This window comes from Lentzea sp. NPDC060358 (assembly GCF_042725365.1).
Classification (GTDB): domain Bacteria; phylum Actinomycetota; class Actinomycetes; order Mycobacteriales; family Pseudonocardiaceae; genus Lentzea.
The window spans coordinates 1-16,173 of sequence record NZ_JBHXCW010000058.1 but is presented as its reverse complement, the minus strand read 5'-3'; the positions used below and the strand labels follow the sequence as shown (position 1 = coordinate 16,173).

Genomic DNA, 16,173 nt, shown 5'->3' with positions numbered 1-16,173 from the left:
GTGCCTGATCAGCTGGATCTCAACCTGTTGCGCGTGTTCGACGCTCTCGTGCAGGACAGCAGCGTCACCGCGGCGGCCGAGCGGCTGCACCTGTCGATCCCGGCGGCCAGCCGGGCGCTGGCGCGGTTGCGCAGGGCCGTGGGCGACCCGGTGCTGGTGCGCGCGGGCCGCGGGATGGTGCCGACGCCGTTCGCGCTCCGCATCGCACCGCGGGTCCGCTCGCTGCTCGACGAGGCCGCCGCGCTGGTCAACGCGAAGGAGCTCGACCCGGCCGAGCTGCGCCGCACGTTCACGATCCGGGTCAACGACGGCGTGGTGACCTCCCTGGTCGCCGCCGTCGCAGCGCAGGCCCCCGGCGTGGTGCTGCGCTTCGTGCCCGAGGGCGACGAGAGCGTGGAGGCGTTGCGGGACGGCCGGGTCGACCTGGACATCGGCGCCGGTCAGGACGGCGAGGCCGACATCCGTTCCACCGTGCTGTTCACCGAGCGGCTGGTCGGCGTCGTGCGCACCGGCAGCCCGCTCGGACAGCGCCCGACGCCCCGGCAGCTCTGCCGGCACCCGCACGTCTCCGTGTCCCGCCGCGGCCGGGTGCGCGGGCCGCTGGACGACGCGTTGCAGGCGATCGGCCTGAGCCGGCACGTGGCCGCGGTCGTGCCGTTCTTCTCGGCCGCGACCCAGCTGGTGGCGTCGAGCGACTACGTCGGCCTGGTCCCGCGGCGCCTCGCCGAGCAGCACGCGGGGCTGCGGTGGTTCCCGATCGGCCTGGACCTGCCGGAGATCGAGGCGCGGATGCGCTGGCACGCCCGCCTCGACGCCGACCCGGCGCAGCGCTGGCTGCGCGAGGTCGTCGCGAGCTGCGTCTAGCCGGGGAAGAACCGGTCGAGCACCTGCGCCGCGCCGTCCTCCAGGATCGTGGGCGCGACCTCGTCGGCGACCGCCTGGACGGTCGCGGGCGCCTGCCCCATCGCGACACCGAGTCCCGCCCACCGCAGCATCTCGACGTCGTTGGTGCCGTCGCCGATCGCGAGGGCGTCCCGCGGGCTGATGCCGAGCTGACGGCAGAGCTCGTCCAGCGCGGACCCCTTCGTGACGTCCGGCGGGACCGCGGTCAGCCACGGCTCGGTGTGGTCGACGTGCCACTCGATCCCGGGCAGCTCCAGGTCCTTCACGGCGAACGCGAGCTCCGCCGGCGTGTGGTCGAGCCAGCGCATGACCAGGCGCGGCGTCGCCGTGGCGGCCACCTCGTCGAACGTCGACGGGATCGTCTCGCCCCACAGGTCGCCGGGCAGGAACCGGCCCAGCGCCAGGTTGCCGACGCCGGTCCGCTCCACCGCGAACACGCTGCCGGGCAACAGGGAGCGCAACGTCTCGATGGTCGGGCCGGGTTCGAAGGTCGTGCGCCTCGGGATCTCGTCGCGGACCGGGTCCCACCACACGGCGCCGTTCGAGCAGAGGGCGAACGAGGCGGGGACCTGGGCGGCGATCGGGGTGACGCCGATGAGGCTGCGGCCGGTGGACAGCACGACCTCGCAGCCGTGGCCCGCCGCCCGCGTGATCGCCGCTCTCACGGCCGGCGAGAGGTCGTTCGAGCCCACCGGGGTCAGGGTTCCGTCGATGTCCAGCGCTGCCAGCCGCGGTCTCCAGGTCACGTGGGACCACCCTAGGCGAAGGTTAGTGAATTGTGGTTCACTAACTCGCGTGGCACGACCCCGCACGATCTCCGACGAACGCGTCCTGGCCGCCGTGGCCGCGGTGATCGACCGGCGCGGCCCGGAGTTCACCGTCGCCGACGTGGCCGCGGAGGCCGGCGTCTCGGTCGGGGCCGTGGCGAAGCGGTTCGGGTCGAAGAGCGGTCTGCTGCAGGCGTTGACGCGGGCGGGGACCGAGGAGGTGGTGCGCCGGATGCGCGCCGCCTCGTCCGTGCGCGAGGCGCTGCTGACGTGGTTCGACCGGCTCGCCGACCCCGTCGTGGCCGCGAACAACCTGGCGCAGCTCGGCGTCGACCTGATCGACCCGGAGCTGCGCGCGCTGCTGGCCCGGCACTACGCGGTGCTGGAGGCCGAACTCGAGGTGCTGTGCGCGGCGGAGGGCCTGCCGCCCACCGCGGCACGGGTCCTGGCCGCGCTGGTCTACGGGATCTCGATGGACTGGTCGGTCCGCCCGCGCGGGGACCTGCTGGCGCGCACGGCCGAGGACGTCGACATGGTGTTGAAGGGAATGCGTTGAATGGCCACCTGGGCGCAGTTCACGGCGGAACAGCCGGACATGGCCGCGTTCGTGGAGAGCAGGTTCGCCGCCGACCGGCACGCGCTGGTCGCGACGCTGCGCAGGGACGGGTCGCCCCGGATCAGCGGGGTGGAACCGGACTTCAGCCGCGGCGAGCTGTGGGCGGGGATGATGCCCGGCTCGCTGAAGTCGCGTGACCTGCAACGCGATCCGCGGTTCGCGTTGCACTGCATGAGCACCACCGAGTCCATGACGAACGCCGGCGACGCGAAGATCAGCGGCACCGCGGAGCTCCACGCGGACAAGGAGCTCTACCTGGTGGAGCTGTTCGACCGGACCGGCTGGCGGCCGGAGCCCGCGGAGCTGGACCTGTTCCGGTTCGACGTGCACGAGGTCGTGCAGCTCACGGTCCAGGGGGACGAGATGGTCGTCCTGTCCTGGGGAGAGGGAAGGGGAATTCGGCGTGTCACCAAGAAGTGACCTGACGGGGAAGATCGCCGTCGTCACCGGCGCGACCCGCGGCGCCGGCCGGGCCATCGCCGTGGAGCTGGGAGCGGCCGGGGCGACGGTGTTCGTGGCCGGCCGGACGACCCGCGCGCAGCAGTCCGAGGTCGGCAGGGCCGAGACCATCGAGGAGACGGCCGAGCTGGTCGACGCGGCCGGCGGCACCGGCATCGCGGTCCGCTGCGACCTGACGGTTCCGTCCGATGTGGACGCTCTGGCCGCGCGGATCGGCGACCGGCTCGACATCTTCGTCGACAACGCGTGGGGCGGGGAGAACCTCGTCGAGTGGGGGAAGTTCTGGGAGCACGACCTCGAACGGCAGTTGCGGATGTGGCGCAACGGCGTGGAGACGCACCTCGTCGCGTTGCACCGGTTGATGCCGCTGGTCCTGCGGTCCGAGTCCGGGTTGGTCGTCGAGGTGACCGACGGGGAGGACGGCGAGGCCTACTTCGTCAACCTCCCCTACGACGCCGTGAAGAGTTCCGTGCGGCGGTTCGGGGAGGTGCTGGCCCGGGACCTGCGGGACCATCCGCACGTCACCGCCGTCGCCGCCACACCGGGGTTCCTGCGGTCCGAGCAGATGCTGGAGTCGTTCGGGGTCTCCGAGGAGAACTGGCGGGACGCGATCGAGGAGGTGCCCGACTACGCGCTGTCCGAGACGCCGCACTACCTCGGGCGCGGGATCGCCTGTCTGGCCGCTGATCCCGAGCGGGGGCGGTTCGCCGGGCAGTGCCTGTCCTCCTGGCGGTTGAAGCGGGAGTACGGGTTCACCGACCTCGACGGGTCCCAGCCCGACTGGGGGCTGTGGTGGGAGGACGTGGTGAAGCCCCGGATGGCCGGTCAGACCGTGGACGCCGACCCGTCGAAGTACCGCTGAGTCTGCGGCCCCGACGATCAGGCGTCGCCGGGGCGCACCAGGCCCGTCTCGTACGCCAGCACCACGGCCTGCACGCGGTCCCTCAGCTCGAGCTTCGCCAGGATCCTGCCCACGTGCGTCTTCACCGTCGCCTCCGACAGGAAGAGCTTGCGCGCGATCTCCGTGTTGGAGAGGCCCTTCGCGATCAGCACCAGGACCTCGCGCTCGCGTTCCGTCAGCACGTCCAGGACGGTGGCGTCGCGCAGCTCGCCGCCGCTGTCGCCCAGGAAGCGGCCCAGCAGGCGCTTCGTCACCGACGGGCTGACGACCGCGTCGCCCGAGGCCACCGCGCGCAGTGCCGACACCAGGTCGGACGGGGGCGTGTCCTTCAGCAGGAAGCCGCTGGCTCCGTTGCGCAGGGCCGAAAGCGCGTACTCGTCCATGTCGAAGGTGGTCATCACCAGGACCTTGGCCGTGTCGGCCTCGGCTATGCGCTTGGTCGCTTCCACACCGTCCATCACGGGCATGCGGACGTCCATGAGGACCACGTCGGGGCGCAGCTTCTCGGCCATCTGCACGGCGTCCAGGCCGTCGGCGGCCTCGCCGATCACGTCGATGTCCTCTTGTGCGCCCAGCACCATGCGGAAGCCCATGCGCATGAGTTCCTGGTCGTCTACCAGCAGCACCCGAATCACTCGATCACCCTATGCGGCTAGTGGGAATGTCGCGCGGACTCGCCAGCCGCCGCCCGGGTTGGGGCCCGCCTCGAACTCGCCGCCCAGCACCGCCGCCCTCTCCCGCATGCCGATCAGGCCGTTGCCGCCGGACACCTTCACCACGTCGTGGGGGGTGCCGAAGCCGTTGTCGACGACCTCGAGGCGCAGTTCCTCCGGTGACCTGGCCAGGCGGACGAGGGCAGTGGTGCCCGAGCCGGCGTGCTTGATCGTGTTGGTCAGCGCTTCCTGGACGATGCGGTAGATGCTCAGGCCGACGCCCACCGGGAGGTCGTCCACGTCGCCGGTGATCTCCAGGCGGACCGGGACGCCGGCGGCCCTCGTGTTCTCGGCCAGTTCGACGACGCCGCGGGCGTCCGGCTGCGGGGCCCACTGGGTTTCCGCGTCCTCGCTGCGGAGCACGCCCAGCAGGCGGCGCATCTCCGTCAGGGCCAGGCGGCCCGTGTCGGCGATCGTGCGGACCGCGTTCTCGGCCATCTCCGGCTTCGACCGGATCGTGTAGGCGGCGCCGTCCGCGTGGACGATCATCACGCTCACCGCGTGGGCGACCACGTCGTGCAGTTCGCGGGCGATGCGGGAGCGCTCCTCGCCGACGGCGATCCTGGCCTGCTGGTCGCGTTCTGTCTCCAGCAGCTGGAGGCGTTGTTCCAGCTCGCGCTGGTAGGCGCGGCGGGCGCCGATGAACTCGCCCATCGCCCAGCTGAAGCCGAAGATCACGAAGATCAGGAACACCAGGAAGACGGCCTGGACGTCGCCCACCTGGAAGATCGCCCAGAGCAACGTGCCCGCGAGCAGCCAGCACGAGTAGATCAGGGCCGACTTGCGGCCGATGTTCGCCACCAGCGTGTAGAGGGCGATGGCCAGGGCGAAGTCGGACATGCGGATCGGTATGCCGCCGTCACCGCCGTGCGTGAAGAGCTGCAGGAACCCGCCCGCGAGGATCAGGTAGCTCGCGCCCAGCGGGTGGTGGCGGCGGAACGGCAGCGGCCCGAGCATCAGCAGGGTCACGGCCAGGAACGCGGAGAACGACACCCCGCGGTCCACCGACGAGACGGCCACGCCGAGGTCGAAGAGCAACAGCAGCCCGGCGATCAGGGAGTCCCCGAACGCCGGGTGAGCCTTCATCCACAGGCTGAACCTCCGCACCGGACAAGATTAGGTGCGGATCGAACTTCCGCGCGTCGAGCCACGGGCTGACCTCGCGTACGACTTCAGTGTGAGTTATTGTGTCGAGGAGTTGATACAAAAACCGCGGGGCGGGATGCTGGTCAACGTCGTGATCGCCGCGGTCTGCGGACTCGTGCTGCTCGTCCTGTTGTGGCCCGTGCAGAGCACGGCCCAGCGGTTGCTGAAGCGGTGGGACGTGCCGGACCCGACGCCCGCGCAGTTCGAGGAGGCCATCCGCTACCTCCGGCGGCGGCGCTTGCTCCCCCCGCTGCTGTTCGCCGTGGTGGGGTTCGTGCCGTCCTGGGGCGACAACCCAGCCGGTCAGATCGCCGTGATCGTGCTCGCCGTCGCGACCTACCTGAGCGCTCACCAGCAGTGGAACCGGGTCGTGCTGCTCGGCCTGTCCGCCGCGGCCGTCGGCGTGATCATCTGGGCCGTCGTCCGACCCGCGAGCGGGGACGAGGTCGTCGACCTCGCACTGCGCACCCGCAGCGTGGACCTGTCCGCGGGACCGGGCGCGGGGCTGGTCGATCATCCGGTCGGCTTCCTCGGGCTGCTGGCCTGGATCGCGATGGCCGGCACGACACCGAGACACCTGAAGATCAGCGGATGACAGCACCGAGGATCGTCGTCGACGTCGAGAACGGGGTCGCGCCGTGGCGCCAGGTCCGCGACCAGCTCGTCCGGTTGATCGGTGGCGGGGTGCTGCCGGTCGGCGCGCGGCTGCCGACCATCCGCCAGCTCGCGGCCGACCTCGGGCTCGCCGCCGGCACGGTCGCGCGGGCCTACCGGGAGCTCGAGACCGAGGGCGTGCTCACGACAGGACGAAGGCAGGGCACCGTCGTGGCTGCCCTGCCTTCGCATGCTCCGGACCCGCTCTCCGCCGCCGCGGCGGAGTTCGTCGCCATCGCTCGGTCGCTCGGCGCCGGTGAGGGGGAGGCACTGGACGCCGTGCGAGCCCGTTACCGGGGTGAGTAAGGCGTCTCGATCTTGGGTGCGGGCCGCGGTTCGCCGATGTGGGCCTGGCGTTCCTCCAGCTGGCGCTCCTCGTAGATGCGGTGCTCCTCGGCCATCTGGTCCGCGAGCTGCTGCTGCATCTGACGATCGCGGATCCTCGCGAGGATCGCCATCGTCGCGCCGTGGGCCAGTGCCAGCAGCAGGAGCACCACGCCGAGCCTCACGACCACGTTCTTCACCGCGTCGCCGGTGTTCACGTCGATGATCGACACCAACGCGAGCAGGCCGAGCACGACGAGGTGGAACAGGACGGCCGTCAGCTTCATCATGCCGCTGGCCTGCTCGGCGTCGTACGCCGCGCGTTTCAGGTATGCCTTGCCGCCGTGGTAGATCAGCTGGCCGTCAACGACGACCAGGACGATCCCCAGCACTAGGAACGTCACGTAGCTGTCACCCATGCAAGGTGGCTACCCGCGCACATCTGCGTACAAACCGTGGCACGATTCCTGCTCGTGACGGCGTTGCAGGGACAACAACTGGCTGGTCCGCTGTGTGCGGCGGTGGCCAACCTGTGCGTCGCGCTGCGCCCGCAGGTCTCCCCGCAGACCGCCGCCGGGTTCCAGGAGGTGCTGCGCCGGCTGCACGCTCCCCTGCAGGTCGCGGTGGCCGGGCGGATCAAGTCCGGCAAGTCGACGCTCGTGAACGCGTTGATCGGCCGCCGGGTCGCGCCCACCGACGTCGGCGAGTGCACGCGGCTCGTCACGCGCTACCAGTACGGGACCGTCGACCGCATCGAAGTGGTGCTCCAGGACGGACGGCGGCAGGTGCTGCCGTTCGACGCCGACGGCATGATCCCCGCCTCTCTGGGCGTGGAGGGCATCTCGCACATCGAGGCGTATCTGACGAACGCGGTGCTGCGCGACTTCACCGTCATCGACACGCCCGGCCTCGGTTCGCTGGACGCGGCTTCGGTCGCCCGCACCGAGGAACTGCTCGATCCCGTGTCGCGCAACGCCGTCGCGGGTGCCGAGGCCGTGCTGTACGTCGTGACGCAGGGCGTGCGCGCGGACGACCACTCCACCATCGCCGCCTTCACCGCCGCGACCGCGTCGCGGGAAGCGGGCCCGGTCAACGCCATCGCCGCGTTGAACAAGGTCGACGCCGTGGCGCCGGAGTCCGTCGAGGGCTCGGACGGCGACGTCTGGCGTGCGGCGGAGATCCTGGCGGGCAAGCAGGCCCAGCTGCTGCGGCCGCGGGTCGCCGACGTGCTGCCGGTGATCAGCCTGCTCGCCGAGTCCGCGGAGACCGGGGAGTTCACCTCGGCCGACGCGGAGGCGTTGCGGCAGCTCGCGGCCCTCGACGCGGACACCCGCACGATGATGCTGATGTCCGGCGACCTCTTCACGTCCTGGGAGTGCGACGTCGCGGCCGGCACGCGTTCGCGATTGCTGGAGAAGCTCGACCTCTACGGCATCGGCCGCGCGCTCCAGGCCCTCGACGCCGAACCGGCGCTGACCGCGGGCGCGTTGCGGCGCGTGCTGTTCGACGCGTCCGGGTTCGCCGCCGTCAGAGGACGGCTGGACGCCGTGTTCCGCGCACGGGCCGACGGCATCAAGGCGGCGGCCGCGCTGGCGTCGATCACGTCGCTGGCCGCGGGCGATCCCGGCGAACGGCAGCGCGTGCACGACGCGATCGAGGTCCTGCTCGCCCGTCCCGAGGCGCACCAGCTGCGGCTGCTGGAGGCGCTGACGCTGGTCGCGTCGGGCGCGGTGACCCTGGCTCCCGACCTGACGGACGAGGTGCTGCGCGTCGGCAGCACGCCGGACGTCGCCGGGCAGCTCGGGCTCCGGGGCAGACCGGCGCAGGAACTGGTCGCGCACGCGCTCGAACGGGCCGGCTGGTGGCGGTCGTTCGCCTCCTTCGGGGCGACGCCGGCGCAGGCCCGCGTGGCGCACGTCGTCCACCGGGCGTACTTCCTCATCTGGCAGCGACTACGTGCTGGGGGGCACCGATGAGCGTGAACGGAACCGAACCGGGCGACCTGGCGTCGGACCACGGTGTGGAGACCATCGCCGACGAGCTGCTCGACCAGGCTTTGGCTGAACGCCGCGCCCTGGTCCAGCTGTGCCTGTACGCGCTGGACCGCGCCAGTGCCGGCGTGGTCGCGCGCATCGAGGAAGTCCTGTCCACCGTGGGGGTCGTGGCGGTGAGGGCCGACGGCCAGCGCTTCGACCCGTCCGAGCACGAGGCGGGCGGAACGGTGCCGACGGACGACCTGTCGTTGCTGGGCCTGGTCGCCGAGACCGAGGTCCCCGGCTTCCGCGACCGCGGCCGCGTGCTGCGCGCACCTATCGTGACGGTCTACACGCCACGATGAGCACCCTGTCCCAGACGGTCCGGCAGACGCGCGAACGGCTCACCGCCGTGGTGCGCGAGCTCGACCCGTCGATGGCCGACTGGGTCACCCGCCGCGCGGCGCCCGAGGTGTCGTCGGTCGTGATCGTCGGCGAGACGAACCGCGGCAAGTCGTCGCTGGTCAACGCCCTGCTCGCCACTCCAGGCCTGTCTCCGGTCGACGCCGACGTGGCCACCTCGACCTACCTGGTCTTCCAGCACGGCCCGGCGTGGGCGGCCCGCGCCTGCTATCCCGGTGTGCTCGCCCCCGTCACGTTCCCGCTGCCCGCGCTGATCAACTGGGTCTCCGCGGCCCACGACCTGCCCGAGGGCGAGCTGCCCCCGCGCTACGTCGAGGTCGACGCCCCGATCCCGTTGCTGGAACGCATGTCCGTCGTGGACACCCCCGGCGTCGGCGGCCTGGAGTCGGTGCACGGCGAGCTGGCGCTGGAGGCCGTCACCTCGGCCACCGCCCTGGTCTTCGTCGTCGACGCCTCCTCCCCGTTCACGCGCGGGGAGCTCGACTTCCTCAAGCGCGTCGGCGACCGCGTCGAGACCGTCGTCTTCGCGTTGACCAAGACCGACCAGTACCGCGGCTGGCGGCAGGTCCTCGACGCCGACCGCGCGCTGCTCGCCCAGCACGCCCCGCGCTTCGCCGACGCCCCGTTCCACCCGGTGTCGTCGCGCATGTTCGACATGGCGGCCCAGGCCCCGAACCCGGACGCGGCGTCCATGCTCCGCGAGCGGTCGGGCATCTCCGCCCTCCAGACCGCCCTGCAGGAGCTGGTCGCGGGCCGCGCCGGAATGCTCGCCGAGGCCAACGCCCTGCGCGCGCTGTCGACCGTGCTCGCCGAGCTCGAGATCCGTCTTGAGCACGAGAAGCGCGCGTTGTCCGTGGGCGAGGACGAAGCCGCGGTCCTGCGCGCCCGCCGCGAGGAGCTGCAGACCGAACGCCGCTCGTCGACCCGCGGCTGGCAGGTCCGGCTCAGGGGTGAGGTCCAGCGGGCCCGCGTCGAGAACTCGCACGAGATCTCCCGCCAGATGCGCGACCTCCAGACCTGGTACCGCCAGGCCGTCGACGCCGCCGACCGCTCGGCCCTCGCCACGCTGCCGCAGCAGGTCGACACCGCGCTGCAGGTCGTCTCCGGCCGCATCTCCACCGCGCTCTCGGTCCGCCTGTCCCAGGTCACCGACGCCGTGCTGGCGACCCTGTTCTCGGCGGAGGAGCTGACGCTGATCCGCGGCCAGTTCACGCGCGGCGAGCAGCCTCCGGTCGTGGTGCGCCCCAAGGAGAAGCGCCCGCCCACGGCAGAGGACAAGCTGCTCGTGTTCATGGGCGTCTCCGGTGGACTGGGCGCGGGCAAGCTGGCCGTGATGCCGTTGGCGGGCCTCGGCATCGCCGTCCTGAACCCGGTCGTCCTGCCGGTGACGATCGCCCTGGGGCTCGGCGCCGGCTGGTGGATGGCCCGCACCCGCACCCACACCGCGGAGAAGCAGCACGTGAAGCAGTGGCTCTCGGACGCCATCGCCGACGCTCGCTCCACAGTGGACCAACTGGCCGCCGAGCAGCTGATCGAGGCGGAACAGGCCCTGTCCCTGGCGCTGGACGAGGCGCTGGCCAAGCGGATCGAGGCGATCGAGGCCGAACTGCGCGAGGTCGACCGCGCGCTGCGGATGGAGGCCGGCGAACGGGGCCGCGAGCTCCAGTTGGTGACCCGGCAGCTGGCCGAGGTCGAGCAGGGCCGGTCGAAGGCGGAGGAGCTGCTCGGCCGGATCCGGTCCGTGCGAGACCGGGCCTAGAAGACGACACGGGTGCAAACGGTTGGCCGGGGAACCAAACCGGCATAACGTGGGTCATACCGGTACATGAGCAAGCAGGAGGTGTGTCCCGGTGTACATCGACGAGAACGGTGCGGCCGACGCCGAGCTGAAGGTGACCGTCGAGGACGTCGAGTACACCGCCGACGTCACCTTCGACCTCGACGAGGACGGCGTGAACGACTCCGCCGTGGTCGAGACCGATGACGGCGGTCATCTCGCGTTCACGGACACCAACGGCGACGGTGACGCCGATCTGATGAGCACGTTCGACAAGGACGGCAATCTCCTCAGCCAGGCGCGGTTCGAGGAGAATTCGGGCGAGTGGGTCGCTGTCGACCCGAACGACCCGCATCAGGAAAAGACGAATTCCTCGTCCTCGCAGGCGATTGTCGTCGCCACCGAGGAAGGCGAGCGGAAGGTCGGTCCGGCGACCGAGGACACCGACGGCGACGGCAAGGCCGACACCGCGGTGGTCCGCGACGACGACGGCGACACGTGGCTGTTCACCGACAAGGACGGCGACGGCAAGGCCGACCTGGCGACCGAGATCACCCGGTCCGGCGAGGTCACGATGTCGGAGCACCGCGGCGACGACTGGGTCGAGGTCGAGCACGGGCACATCGAGTCCGACGGCCGGTACGTGACCGACTCGAAGAGCGGCGTTCTGGACGACTCGGACGACTGGTTGGAGGAAGAACGGTTCGACGGTGTCGTCCGAATCGATTCCACGACCGGGCAGTGGATCAGCCCGAACTGACGGCAGAACTGAAGCGCAGGTCACAGGCCCCGGTGTGGTGAGAACCGCACCGGGGCCTCTTGTGTTTTTCCCGTCTTGAGCACGCCTTAACGCCGTCCGAGTGCTGAATCGATTCCAGAATCGGTTTTGTGAGGGAAGCGACAGGCTGGGGGTGCTTTACCTGCCATTCACCGGGCTAACCTCGGTCCATCCCCTTCCACGTACGCCCGGCCCAACCGGGCGTGTGGAGCTATTCCCGAGGACGACGAAGTCCTGCACCGGACCACCACGTCCTCGGGTTGCCGAGGCGTTCAGTCAGGAGACGAGACGAGATGACGGCAGTGACCATTCCCGGTCTCGAACACGCACCCACCAACCACGCGCGTCTGCTCGCCTGGGTTCAGGAAGTCGCTGAGCTGACCTGCCCCGATGAAGTGGTGTGGGCGGACGGGTCCCAGGGCGAATGGGACCGCCTGACGAAGAAGCTCGTCGACGCCGGCACGTTCGTGCCGCTGAAGAAGAAGCCCAACTCGTTCTGGGCGGCCTCGGACCCGAGCGACGTCGCGCGCGTCGAGGAGCGGACCTACATCTGTTCGGTGCGCGAGGAGGACTCGGGCGCGACGAACAACTGGATGGACCCTTCCGAGATGAAGGCCGTCATGACCGAGCTCTACCGGGGCTGCATGCGCGGTCGCACGATGTACGTGATCCCGTTCTGCATGGGTCCGCTCGACGCGGAGAAGCCCATGCTGGGCGTGGAAATCACCGACTCGGAATACGTCGTCGTTTCCATGCACATCATGACGCGAATGGGCAGCAAAGCCCTCGCGGTCTTCGGTGACGACGCGGACTTCGTGCCGGCGTTGCACTCGCTCGGCGCGCCGCTCGAGCCGGGTCAGGAAGACGTGCAGTGGCCGTGCAACACGACCAAGTACATCTCGCACTTCCCGGAGACCCGCGAGATCTGGAGCTTCGGCTCGGGCTACGGCGGCAACGCCCTGCTGGGCAAGAAGTGCTACTCGCTGCGCATCGCGTCCGTGATGGCGCGCGACGAGGGCTGGCTCGCCGAGCACATGCTGATCCTCAAGCTCACCTCGCCGGAGAACAAGGCGTACTACGTCGCCGCCGCGTTCCCGTCGGCCTGCGGCAAGACGAACCTCGCCATGCTGGAGCCGACCATCCCCGGCTGGAAGGTCGAGACGCTCGGCGACGACATCGCCTGGATGCGCTTCGGTGGGGACGGCCGCCTGTACGCGGTGAACCCGGAGAACGGTTTCTTCGGCGTCGCGCCCGGCACGGACTACCACACCAACCCGAACGCGATGCGCACCATCGCGAAGGGCAACTCGCTGTTCACGAACGTCGCGCTGACCGACGACGGCGACGTCTGGTGGGAGGGCATGGGCGAGCCCCCGGCCCACCTCACCTCGTGGAAGCACCAGGACTGGACGCCGGACAGCGAGGAGCTCAGCTCGCACCCGAACTCCCGCTACTGCACGCCGATCGACCAGTGCGACATCAAGGCGCCGGAGTGGGACGACCCGAAGGGCGTGCCGATCAGCGCGATCTTCTTCGGTGGCCGTCGCGCCACGACGATCCCCCTGGTCACCGAGTCGCGCGACTGGCAGCACGGCACCTACATGGGCGCCACGCTGTCGTCGGAGACCACGGCCGCCGCGGTCGGCAAGACCGGCGTCGTGCGCCGCGACCCGATGGCGATGCTGCCGTTCATCGGCTACAACGCGGGCGACTACTTCCAGCACTGGGTCGACCTCGGCAAGCGCGCCGACGCCGACAAGCTGCCGAAGATCTTCTACGTCAACTGGTTCCGCCGCGGTGAGGACAAGCGCTTCCTGTGGCCCGGGTTCGGCGAGAACTCGCGCGTGCTGAAGTGGGCCATCGAGCGCCTCGAGGGCAAGGCCGCCGCGCAGGAGACCCCCATCGGCTACGTGCCGACCGCGGACGACCTGGACCTCGACGGTCTGGAGGCGTCGCGTGAGGACATCGAGGCCTCGCTCGCGTTCGACGCCGACGAGTGGCGCGCCGAGATCCCGCTGGTCGAGGAGTGGTTCGCGAAGATCGGCGAGAAGGTGCCGACCACGCTCCGCGACGAGTTGGCTGCGCTGAAGCAGCGCCTGGGCTGATCGGTCCAGGTGTTCGGCGACCCACCGGTCGATGACGACCGGTGGGTCGTCTTTTTGATGTACTACTGGAGGTGTGACGCAGGACGAGGACTTCCTCGGCGGCCTCCACTACGACGGCTCCCCGCGCGACGTCGAGGTCGGACCGACCAAGGGCATCGTGCGCTACTACCCGGTGCCGCCCGCTCCACCGGCTCGCACTCCGTGGTGGCGCTACACCGTCGTGTTCCTCGTCGGGCTGCTCCTCGGGACCGCCGCCGGCGTGGTCCTGTGCAGCAATTTCCTCTGAGTCGGCGCAGCTCATCGTCCACATGCGACGAACTTGTCCACAGGTGTGGACTGTTCTGTTCACAGGTTGTGGATAGCTGTGGACAAGCCTGGGGATCACCGGTGGTGACGACCGATCGTTCGTCCGTGCCGACGACCGGCCGGCCCACGTGGTCTTGTTCGTGGGAATCGCGATGCTGGTGCTGTCCCTGGCCGCCGTGCTGACGGTCGTGGTCGCCGGACTAATTCGGCAGCGGGTTGTCCCGGATGCCGAGGAGGGTGCCGTTGAAGGCCTTGGTGGCCTCCGCGTAGCAGACGGCGTTGGTCCAGCCCTCTGACCAGGCCTGCGAACCGGGGTTGCGCCATGCCGGGAACACGTCGGTGCGCTTGCTCGACCCGAGGTAGTCGTGCACGGCCTTGGTGCACTTCTCCTTCGCGATCGAGTTCATCTGCTCCTTCGACGGAGCGGGGTCGGACGACTTGCCGAGCGACACCACACCACCGGGCACGGCCTCGGCCAGGTGCTGCGTGTTGCACGCGACGACCTTGACCTCCTGGTCCTTCGACGGCGAGCCCTGGGTGCAGGTCTGGAACGTCGAGAAGCCGTTGCCCTTGAGGATGTCCTTCACGGAACCCTTGCGCGCCAGCGGCTTCTCGTCGGGGCTGATCTCCACGACGGTGCACAGCCGCCAGCGCTGGCCGTCCTTCCAGCCCTGCTCGTTCGGCCAGAACGCCCAGACCCGCAGGCGCGTCGAGTCGGCGTCCGCGCTGCCCAGGTAGTCGCTGAGCGTCTGGCGGCACGGCGGCAGCGCGGCCTTGCGCAGCGCCTGCGTGTCCGGGTAGGTCGAGGGGAGGTCGCTGAGCTCGCCGACGCTCATCACCTCGGCCTCGTGCGAGTCGGTGCACTGCAGCACCTTGAGCTCGTAGGCGTTCATGCACTGCCCCGTCCTGGGCAGCGTGGGTGCGGCGGCGGAGGACGTGGACGGCATCGGTCCGGGGACCGCCTGCCCTCCCACCTGGATCGCGCACGCGGACAGCGTCAACGTGCTCAGGACAATTGCCACCGCCAGCCGCACACGAGTCACACCACAGAGACTAGGGCCTTGACCTGATCCGCGATGTCCCGACGCTGTTTTTCGAAGGCCGCGTCGGTCAGCGCCGCCGGGTCGGCCGGCTGCCCGAGCACCGGCGTGTGCAGGTGTCCACCGAGGACATCGGTTGCGCCCCAACCGGTGCGCAGGCGGTTGGCCCGGTACATGCTCTCGTTGGAGAGGTAGTCACCGCCGCCACCGCTGGCCGCGACCCTGCCCGGAGTCGGCTGGTCGGTGCGGCACGACAGCTCCACGTCGACCGTGACCCACTCGCAGAACGCCGGGTTGTAGGCGACCGTGAACGGGCCGGTGCCCGCGTCGATCATCTTCTGGTGCGGCAGCGTGGTCTCGATGAACTCGTCGTCCGGCTGCGGCCAGCCCGCGGCGTCCGGGACGCTGCCGTACGAGCCGACGTCGTTGTTGTCGCCGAAGCCGCCGCGCCAGCGCGCCGCCCACCGCTCGACGTCGAACCGGCCGGGACGGCCCTGGCTGATCGTCACGAACGCGTCGGGCCCCTGCTGCAGCGCGGTGCCGTAGAACTGCTCGACGATCCCCTCGTCGAACCCGCCCCACAGCACGGGCAGCACCGCGGCCTGGAGCACGACCTTGCCGGTCGGCGTGTCGATCTGGCGGCCGTCGAGCTGCAGCGCCGCCGCGCCCGCCGGGTTCGCGCGCCGCACGTTCGTGCCGCTGAGCTGGAACGGGTCGAAGCCCGTCACCGCGATCTTGCGCACGCCGGGCTGCGCGGGGAACGCCACGTCGCTCAGCCCCCGCGACGCCCAGTCGAACCGCTGGACCAGCTTCGCGCGGTCGGCCGGCGACACCGCGAAGCGCGGCTTCCACTGGCGCAGCGCGCTGCTGAGCTGCAGGCGCGCCCAGTAGAGCGGCCGGTCGTCGTACGCGTCGTGTGCCAACGTTGTCGTGCTCTGCGCGCGGGCGACGGCGGCCTTCCACAGCGCGGCACCCTCGCGCTCCACGAACTGCTGGGCCTGCTTCGGCGCCCCCTGCCGGCAGAGCTTGGCGGTGAAGTTCGCGACGCGGCCGTCGAAACCGGCGAGCTTCACGAGCGCGGGCCCGACCGCGGGACCACCGGTGACGAGCGTGTCGTCGAGCCGCTGCTCCTCCACGGTCAGCGGGGCGGTGGTGTCGTAGCAGTTCGAGTCCTGCGCGTGGGCGGCGGAAGGACTCAGGACGAGTGCGACGGCGGTGAGGCCGACGAGTCCGGCGATGGTTTTCACGGTGTCCATCTCAACGAAAAGGGCCACCCGTCGTAACCGAC

Annotated in this window: 18 protein-coding genes; 12 read left to right on the top strand and 6 right to left on the bottom strand. The window is 70.4% G+C overall.

Going from position 1 to position 16,173, the window contains the following annotated elements:
- Entirely contained in the window at window positions 1–864 is an 864-nt protein-coding gene (locus ACFWGZ_RS15175; protein WP_382452100.1) for a LysR family transcriptional regulator, read from the top strand.
- On the opposite strand, the gene ACFWGZ_RS15170 is transcribed toward ACFWGZ_RS15175, so the two are convergent.
- A complete protein-coding gene (locus ACFWGZ_RS15170; RefSeq protein WP_382452099.1) occupies window positions 861–1,649 on the bottom strand; it encodes an HAD family hydrolase in 789 nt (262 codons plus the stop codon). The genes ACFWGZ_RS15175 and ACFWGZ_RS15170 overlap by 4 nt on opposite strands.
- 49 nt (window positions 1,650–1,698) lie before the next feature.
- Here ACFWGZ_RS15170 and ACFWGZ_RS15165 point away from each other — a divergent pair, with 49 nt between their 5' ends.
- Genes ACFWGZ_RS15165 through ACFWGZ_RS15155 form a run of 3 tightly spaced genes read left to right on the top strand, consistent with a single transcriptional unit; the run spans window position 1,699 to window position 3,607 of the window.
- The gene (locus ACFWGZ_RS15165; RefSeq protein WP_382452098.1) at window positions 1,699–2,226 is read left to right on the top strand and encodes a TetR/AcrR family transcriptional regulator; all 528 of its coding nucleotides are present in this window, start codon (window positions 1,699–1,701) and stop codon (window positions 2,224–2,226) included.
- Window positions 2,227–2,706 carry a pyridoxamine 5'-phosphate oxidase family protein gene (locus ACFWGZ_RS15160; protein ID WP_382452097.1) on the top strand — a complete coding sequence of 160 codons (480 nt, stop codon included), beginning with the start codon at window positions 2,227–2,229 and terminating at the stop codon, window positions 2,704–2,706.
- Window positions 2,690–3,607, top strand: a complete 918-nt coding sequence (locus tag ACFWGZ_RS15155; protein WP_382452096.1) for an SDR family oxidoreductase — start codon at window positions 2,690–2,692, stop codon at window positions 3,605–3,607. Before ACFWGZ_RS15160 ends, ACFWGZ_RS15155 begins: the two co-directional genes overlap by 17 nt.
- 17 nt (window positions 3,608–3,624) lie before the next feature.
- Here ACFWGZ_RS15155 and ACFWGZ_RS15150 read toward each other — a convergent pair whose 3' ends face one another.
- Window positions 3,625–4,281 (bottom strand): response regulator, encoded by a 657-nt coding sequence (locus ACFWGZ_RS15150; RefSeq protein WP_382452095.1) that lies wholly within the window; start codon window positions 4,279–4,281, stop codon window positions 3,625–3,627.
- A gap of 9 nt (window positions 4,282–4,290) precedes the next feature.
- A complete protein-coding gene (locus ACFWGZ_RS15145) occupies window positions 4,291–5,466 on the bottom strand; it encodes a sensor histidine kinase (RefSeq protein WP_382452094.1) in 1,176 nt (391 codons plus the stop codon).
- A gap of 115 nt (window positions 5,467–5,581) precedes the next feature.
- On the opposite strand from ACFWGZ_RS15145, the gene ACFWGZ_RS15140 reads away from it, so the two are divergent.
- Window positions 5,582–6,100, top strand: coding sequence for a hypothetical protein (locus ACFWGZ_RS15140; protein ID WP_382452093.1), 519 nt, complete (start codon window positions 5,582–5,584; stop codon window positions 6,098–6,100).
- Window positions 6,097–6,465, top strand: coding sequence for a GntR family transcriptional regulator (locus tag ACFWGZ_RS15135; RefSeq protein WP_382452092.1), 369 nt, complete (start codon window positions 6,097–6,099; stop codon window positions 6,463–6,465). The genes ACFWGZ_RS15140 and ACFWGZ_RS15135 overlap by 4 nt, the downstream gene beginning before the upstream one ends.
- Here ACFWGZ_RS15135 and ACFWGZ_RS15130 read toward each other — a convergent pair.
- Complete coding sequence (locus ACFWGZ_RS15130; RefSeq protein ID WP_382452091.1) at window positions 6,450–6,902, bottom strand: hypothetical protein; 453 nt, start codon at window positions 6,900–6,902, stop codon at window positions 6,450–6,452. The genes ACFWGZ_RS15135 and ACFWGZ_RS15130 overlap by 16 nt on opposite strands.
- 36 nt (window positions 6,903–6,938) lie before the next feature.
- Here ACFWGZ_RS15130 and ACFWGZ_RS15125 point away from each other — a divergent pair, with 36 nt between their 5' ends.
- The 6 genes from ACFWGZ_RS15125 (at window position 6,939) to ACFWGZ_RS15100 (ending at window position 13,825) form a co-directional block, all read left to right on the top strand.
- Complete coding sequence (locus ACFWGZ_RS15125) at window positions 6,939–8,459, top strand: dynamin family protein (RefSeq protein WP_382452090.1); 1,521 nt, start codon at window positions 6,939–6,941, stop codon at window positions 8,457–8,459.
- Window positions 8,456–8,821, top strand: a complete 366-nt coding sequence (grpE, locus tag ACFWGZ_RS15120) for a nucleotide exchange factor GrpE (protein ID WP_382452089.1) — start codon at window positions 8,456–8,458, stop codon at window positions 8,819–8,821. The genes ACFWGZ_RS15125 and grpE overlap by 4 nt, the downstream gene beginning before the upstream one ends.
- On the top strand, window positions 8,818–10,638 hold the full coding sequence (locus ACFWGZ_RS15115; RefSeq protein WP_382452088.1) for a dynamin family protein: 1,821 nt from the start codon (window positions 8,818–8,820) through the stop codon (window positions 10,636–10,638). The genes grpE and ACFWGZ_RS15115 overlap by 4 nt, the downstream gene beginning before the upstream one ends.
- A gap of 91 nt (window positions 10,639–10,729) precedes the next feature.
- On the top strand, window positions 10,730–11,416 hold the full coding sequence (locus tag ACFWGZ_RS15110; RefSeq protein ID WP_382452087.1) for a DUF6802 family protein: 687 nt from the start codon (window positions 10,730–10,732) through the stop codon (window positions 11,414–11,416).
- 311 nt (window positions 11,417–11,727) lie between these two features.
- Window positions 11,728–13,539, top strand: a complete 1,812-nt coding sequence (locus tag ACFWGZ_RS15105; RefSeq protein ID WP_382452086.1) for a phosphoenolpyruvate carboxykinase (GTP) — start codon at window positions 11,728–11,730, stop codon at window positions 13,537–13,539.
- Between the two features lie 73 nt (window positions 13,540–13,612).
- On the top strand, window positions 13,613–13,825 hold the full coding sequence (locus ACFWGZ_RS15100) for a hypothetical protein (RefSeq protein WP_382452085.1): 213 nt from the start codon (window positions 13,613–13,615) through the stop codon (window positions 13,823–13,825).
- Window positions 13,826–14,045: 220 nt separating this feature from the next.
- Here ACFWGZ_RS15100 and ACFWGZ_RS15095 read toward each other — a convergent pair whose 3' ends face one another.
- Both ACFWGZ_RS15095 and ACFWGZ_RS15090 read right to left on the bottom strand, forming a co-directional pair.
- Complete coding sequence (locus ACFWGZ_RS15095; RefSeq protein WP_382452084.1) at window positions 14,046–14,888, bottom strand: septum formation family protein; 843 nt, start codon at window positions 14,886–14,888, stop codon at window positions 14,046–14,048.
- Window positions 14,885–16,141: a hypothetical protein gene (locus tag ACFWGZ_RS15090; protein WP_382452083.1), complete on the bottom strand. Its 1,257-nt coding sequence runs from the start codon at window positions 16,139–16,141 to the stop codon at window positions 14,885–14,887. The genes ACFWGZ_RS15095 and ACFWGZ_RS15090 overlap by 4 nt, the downstream gene beginning before the upstream one ends.
- Window positions 16,142–16,173: the final 32 nt, after the last annotated feature.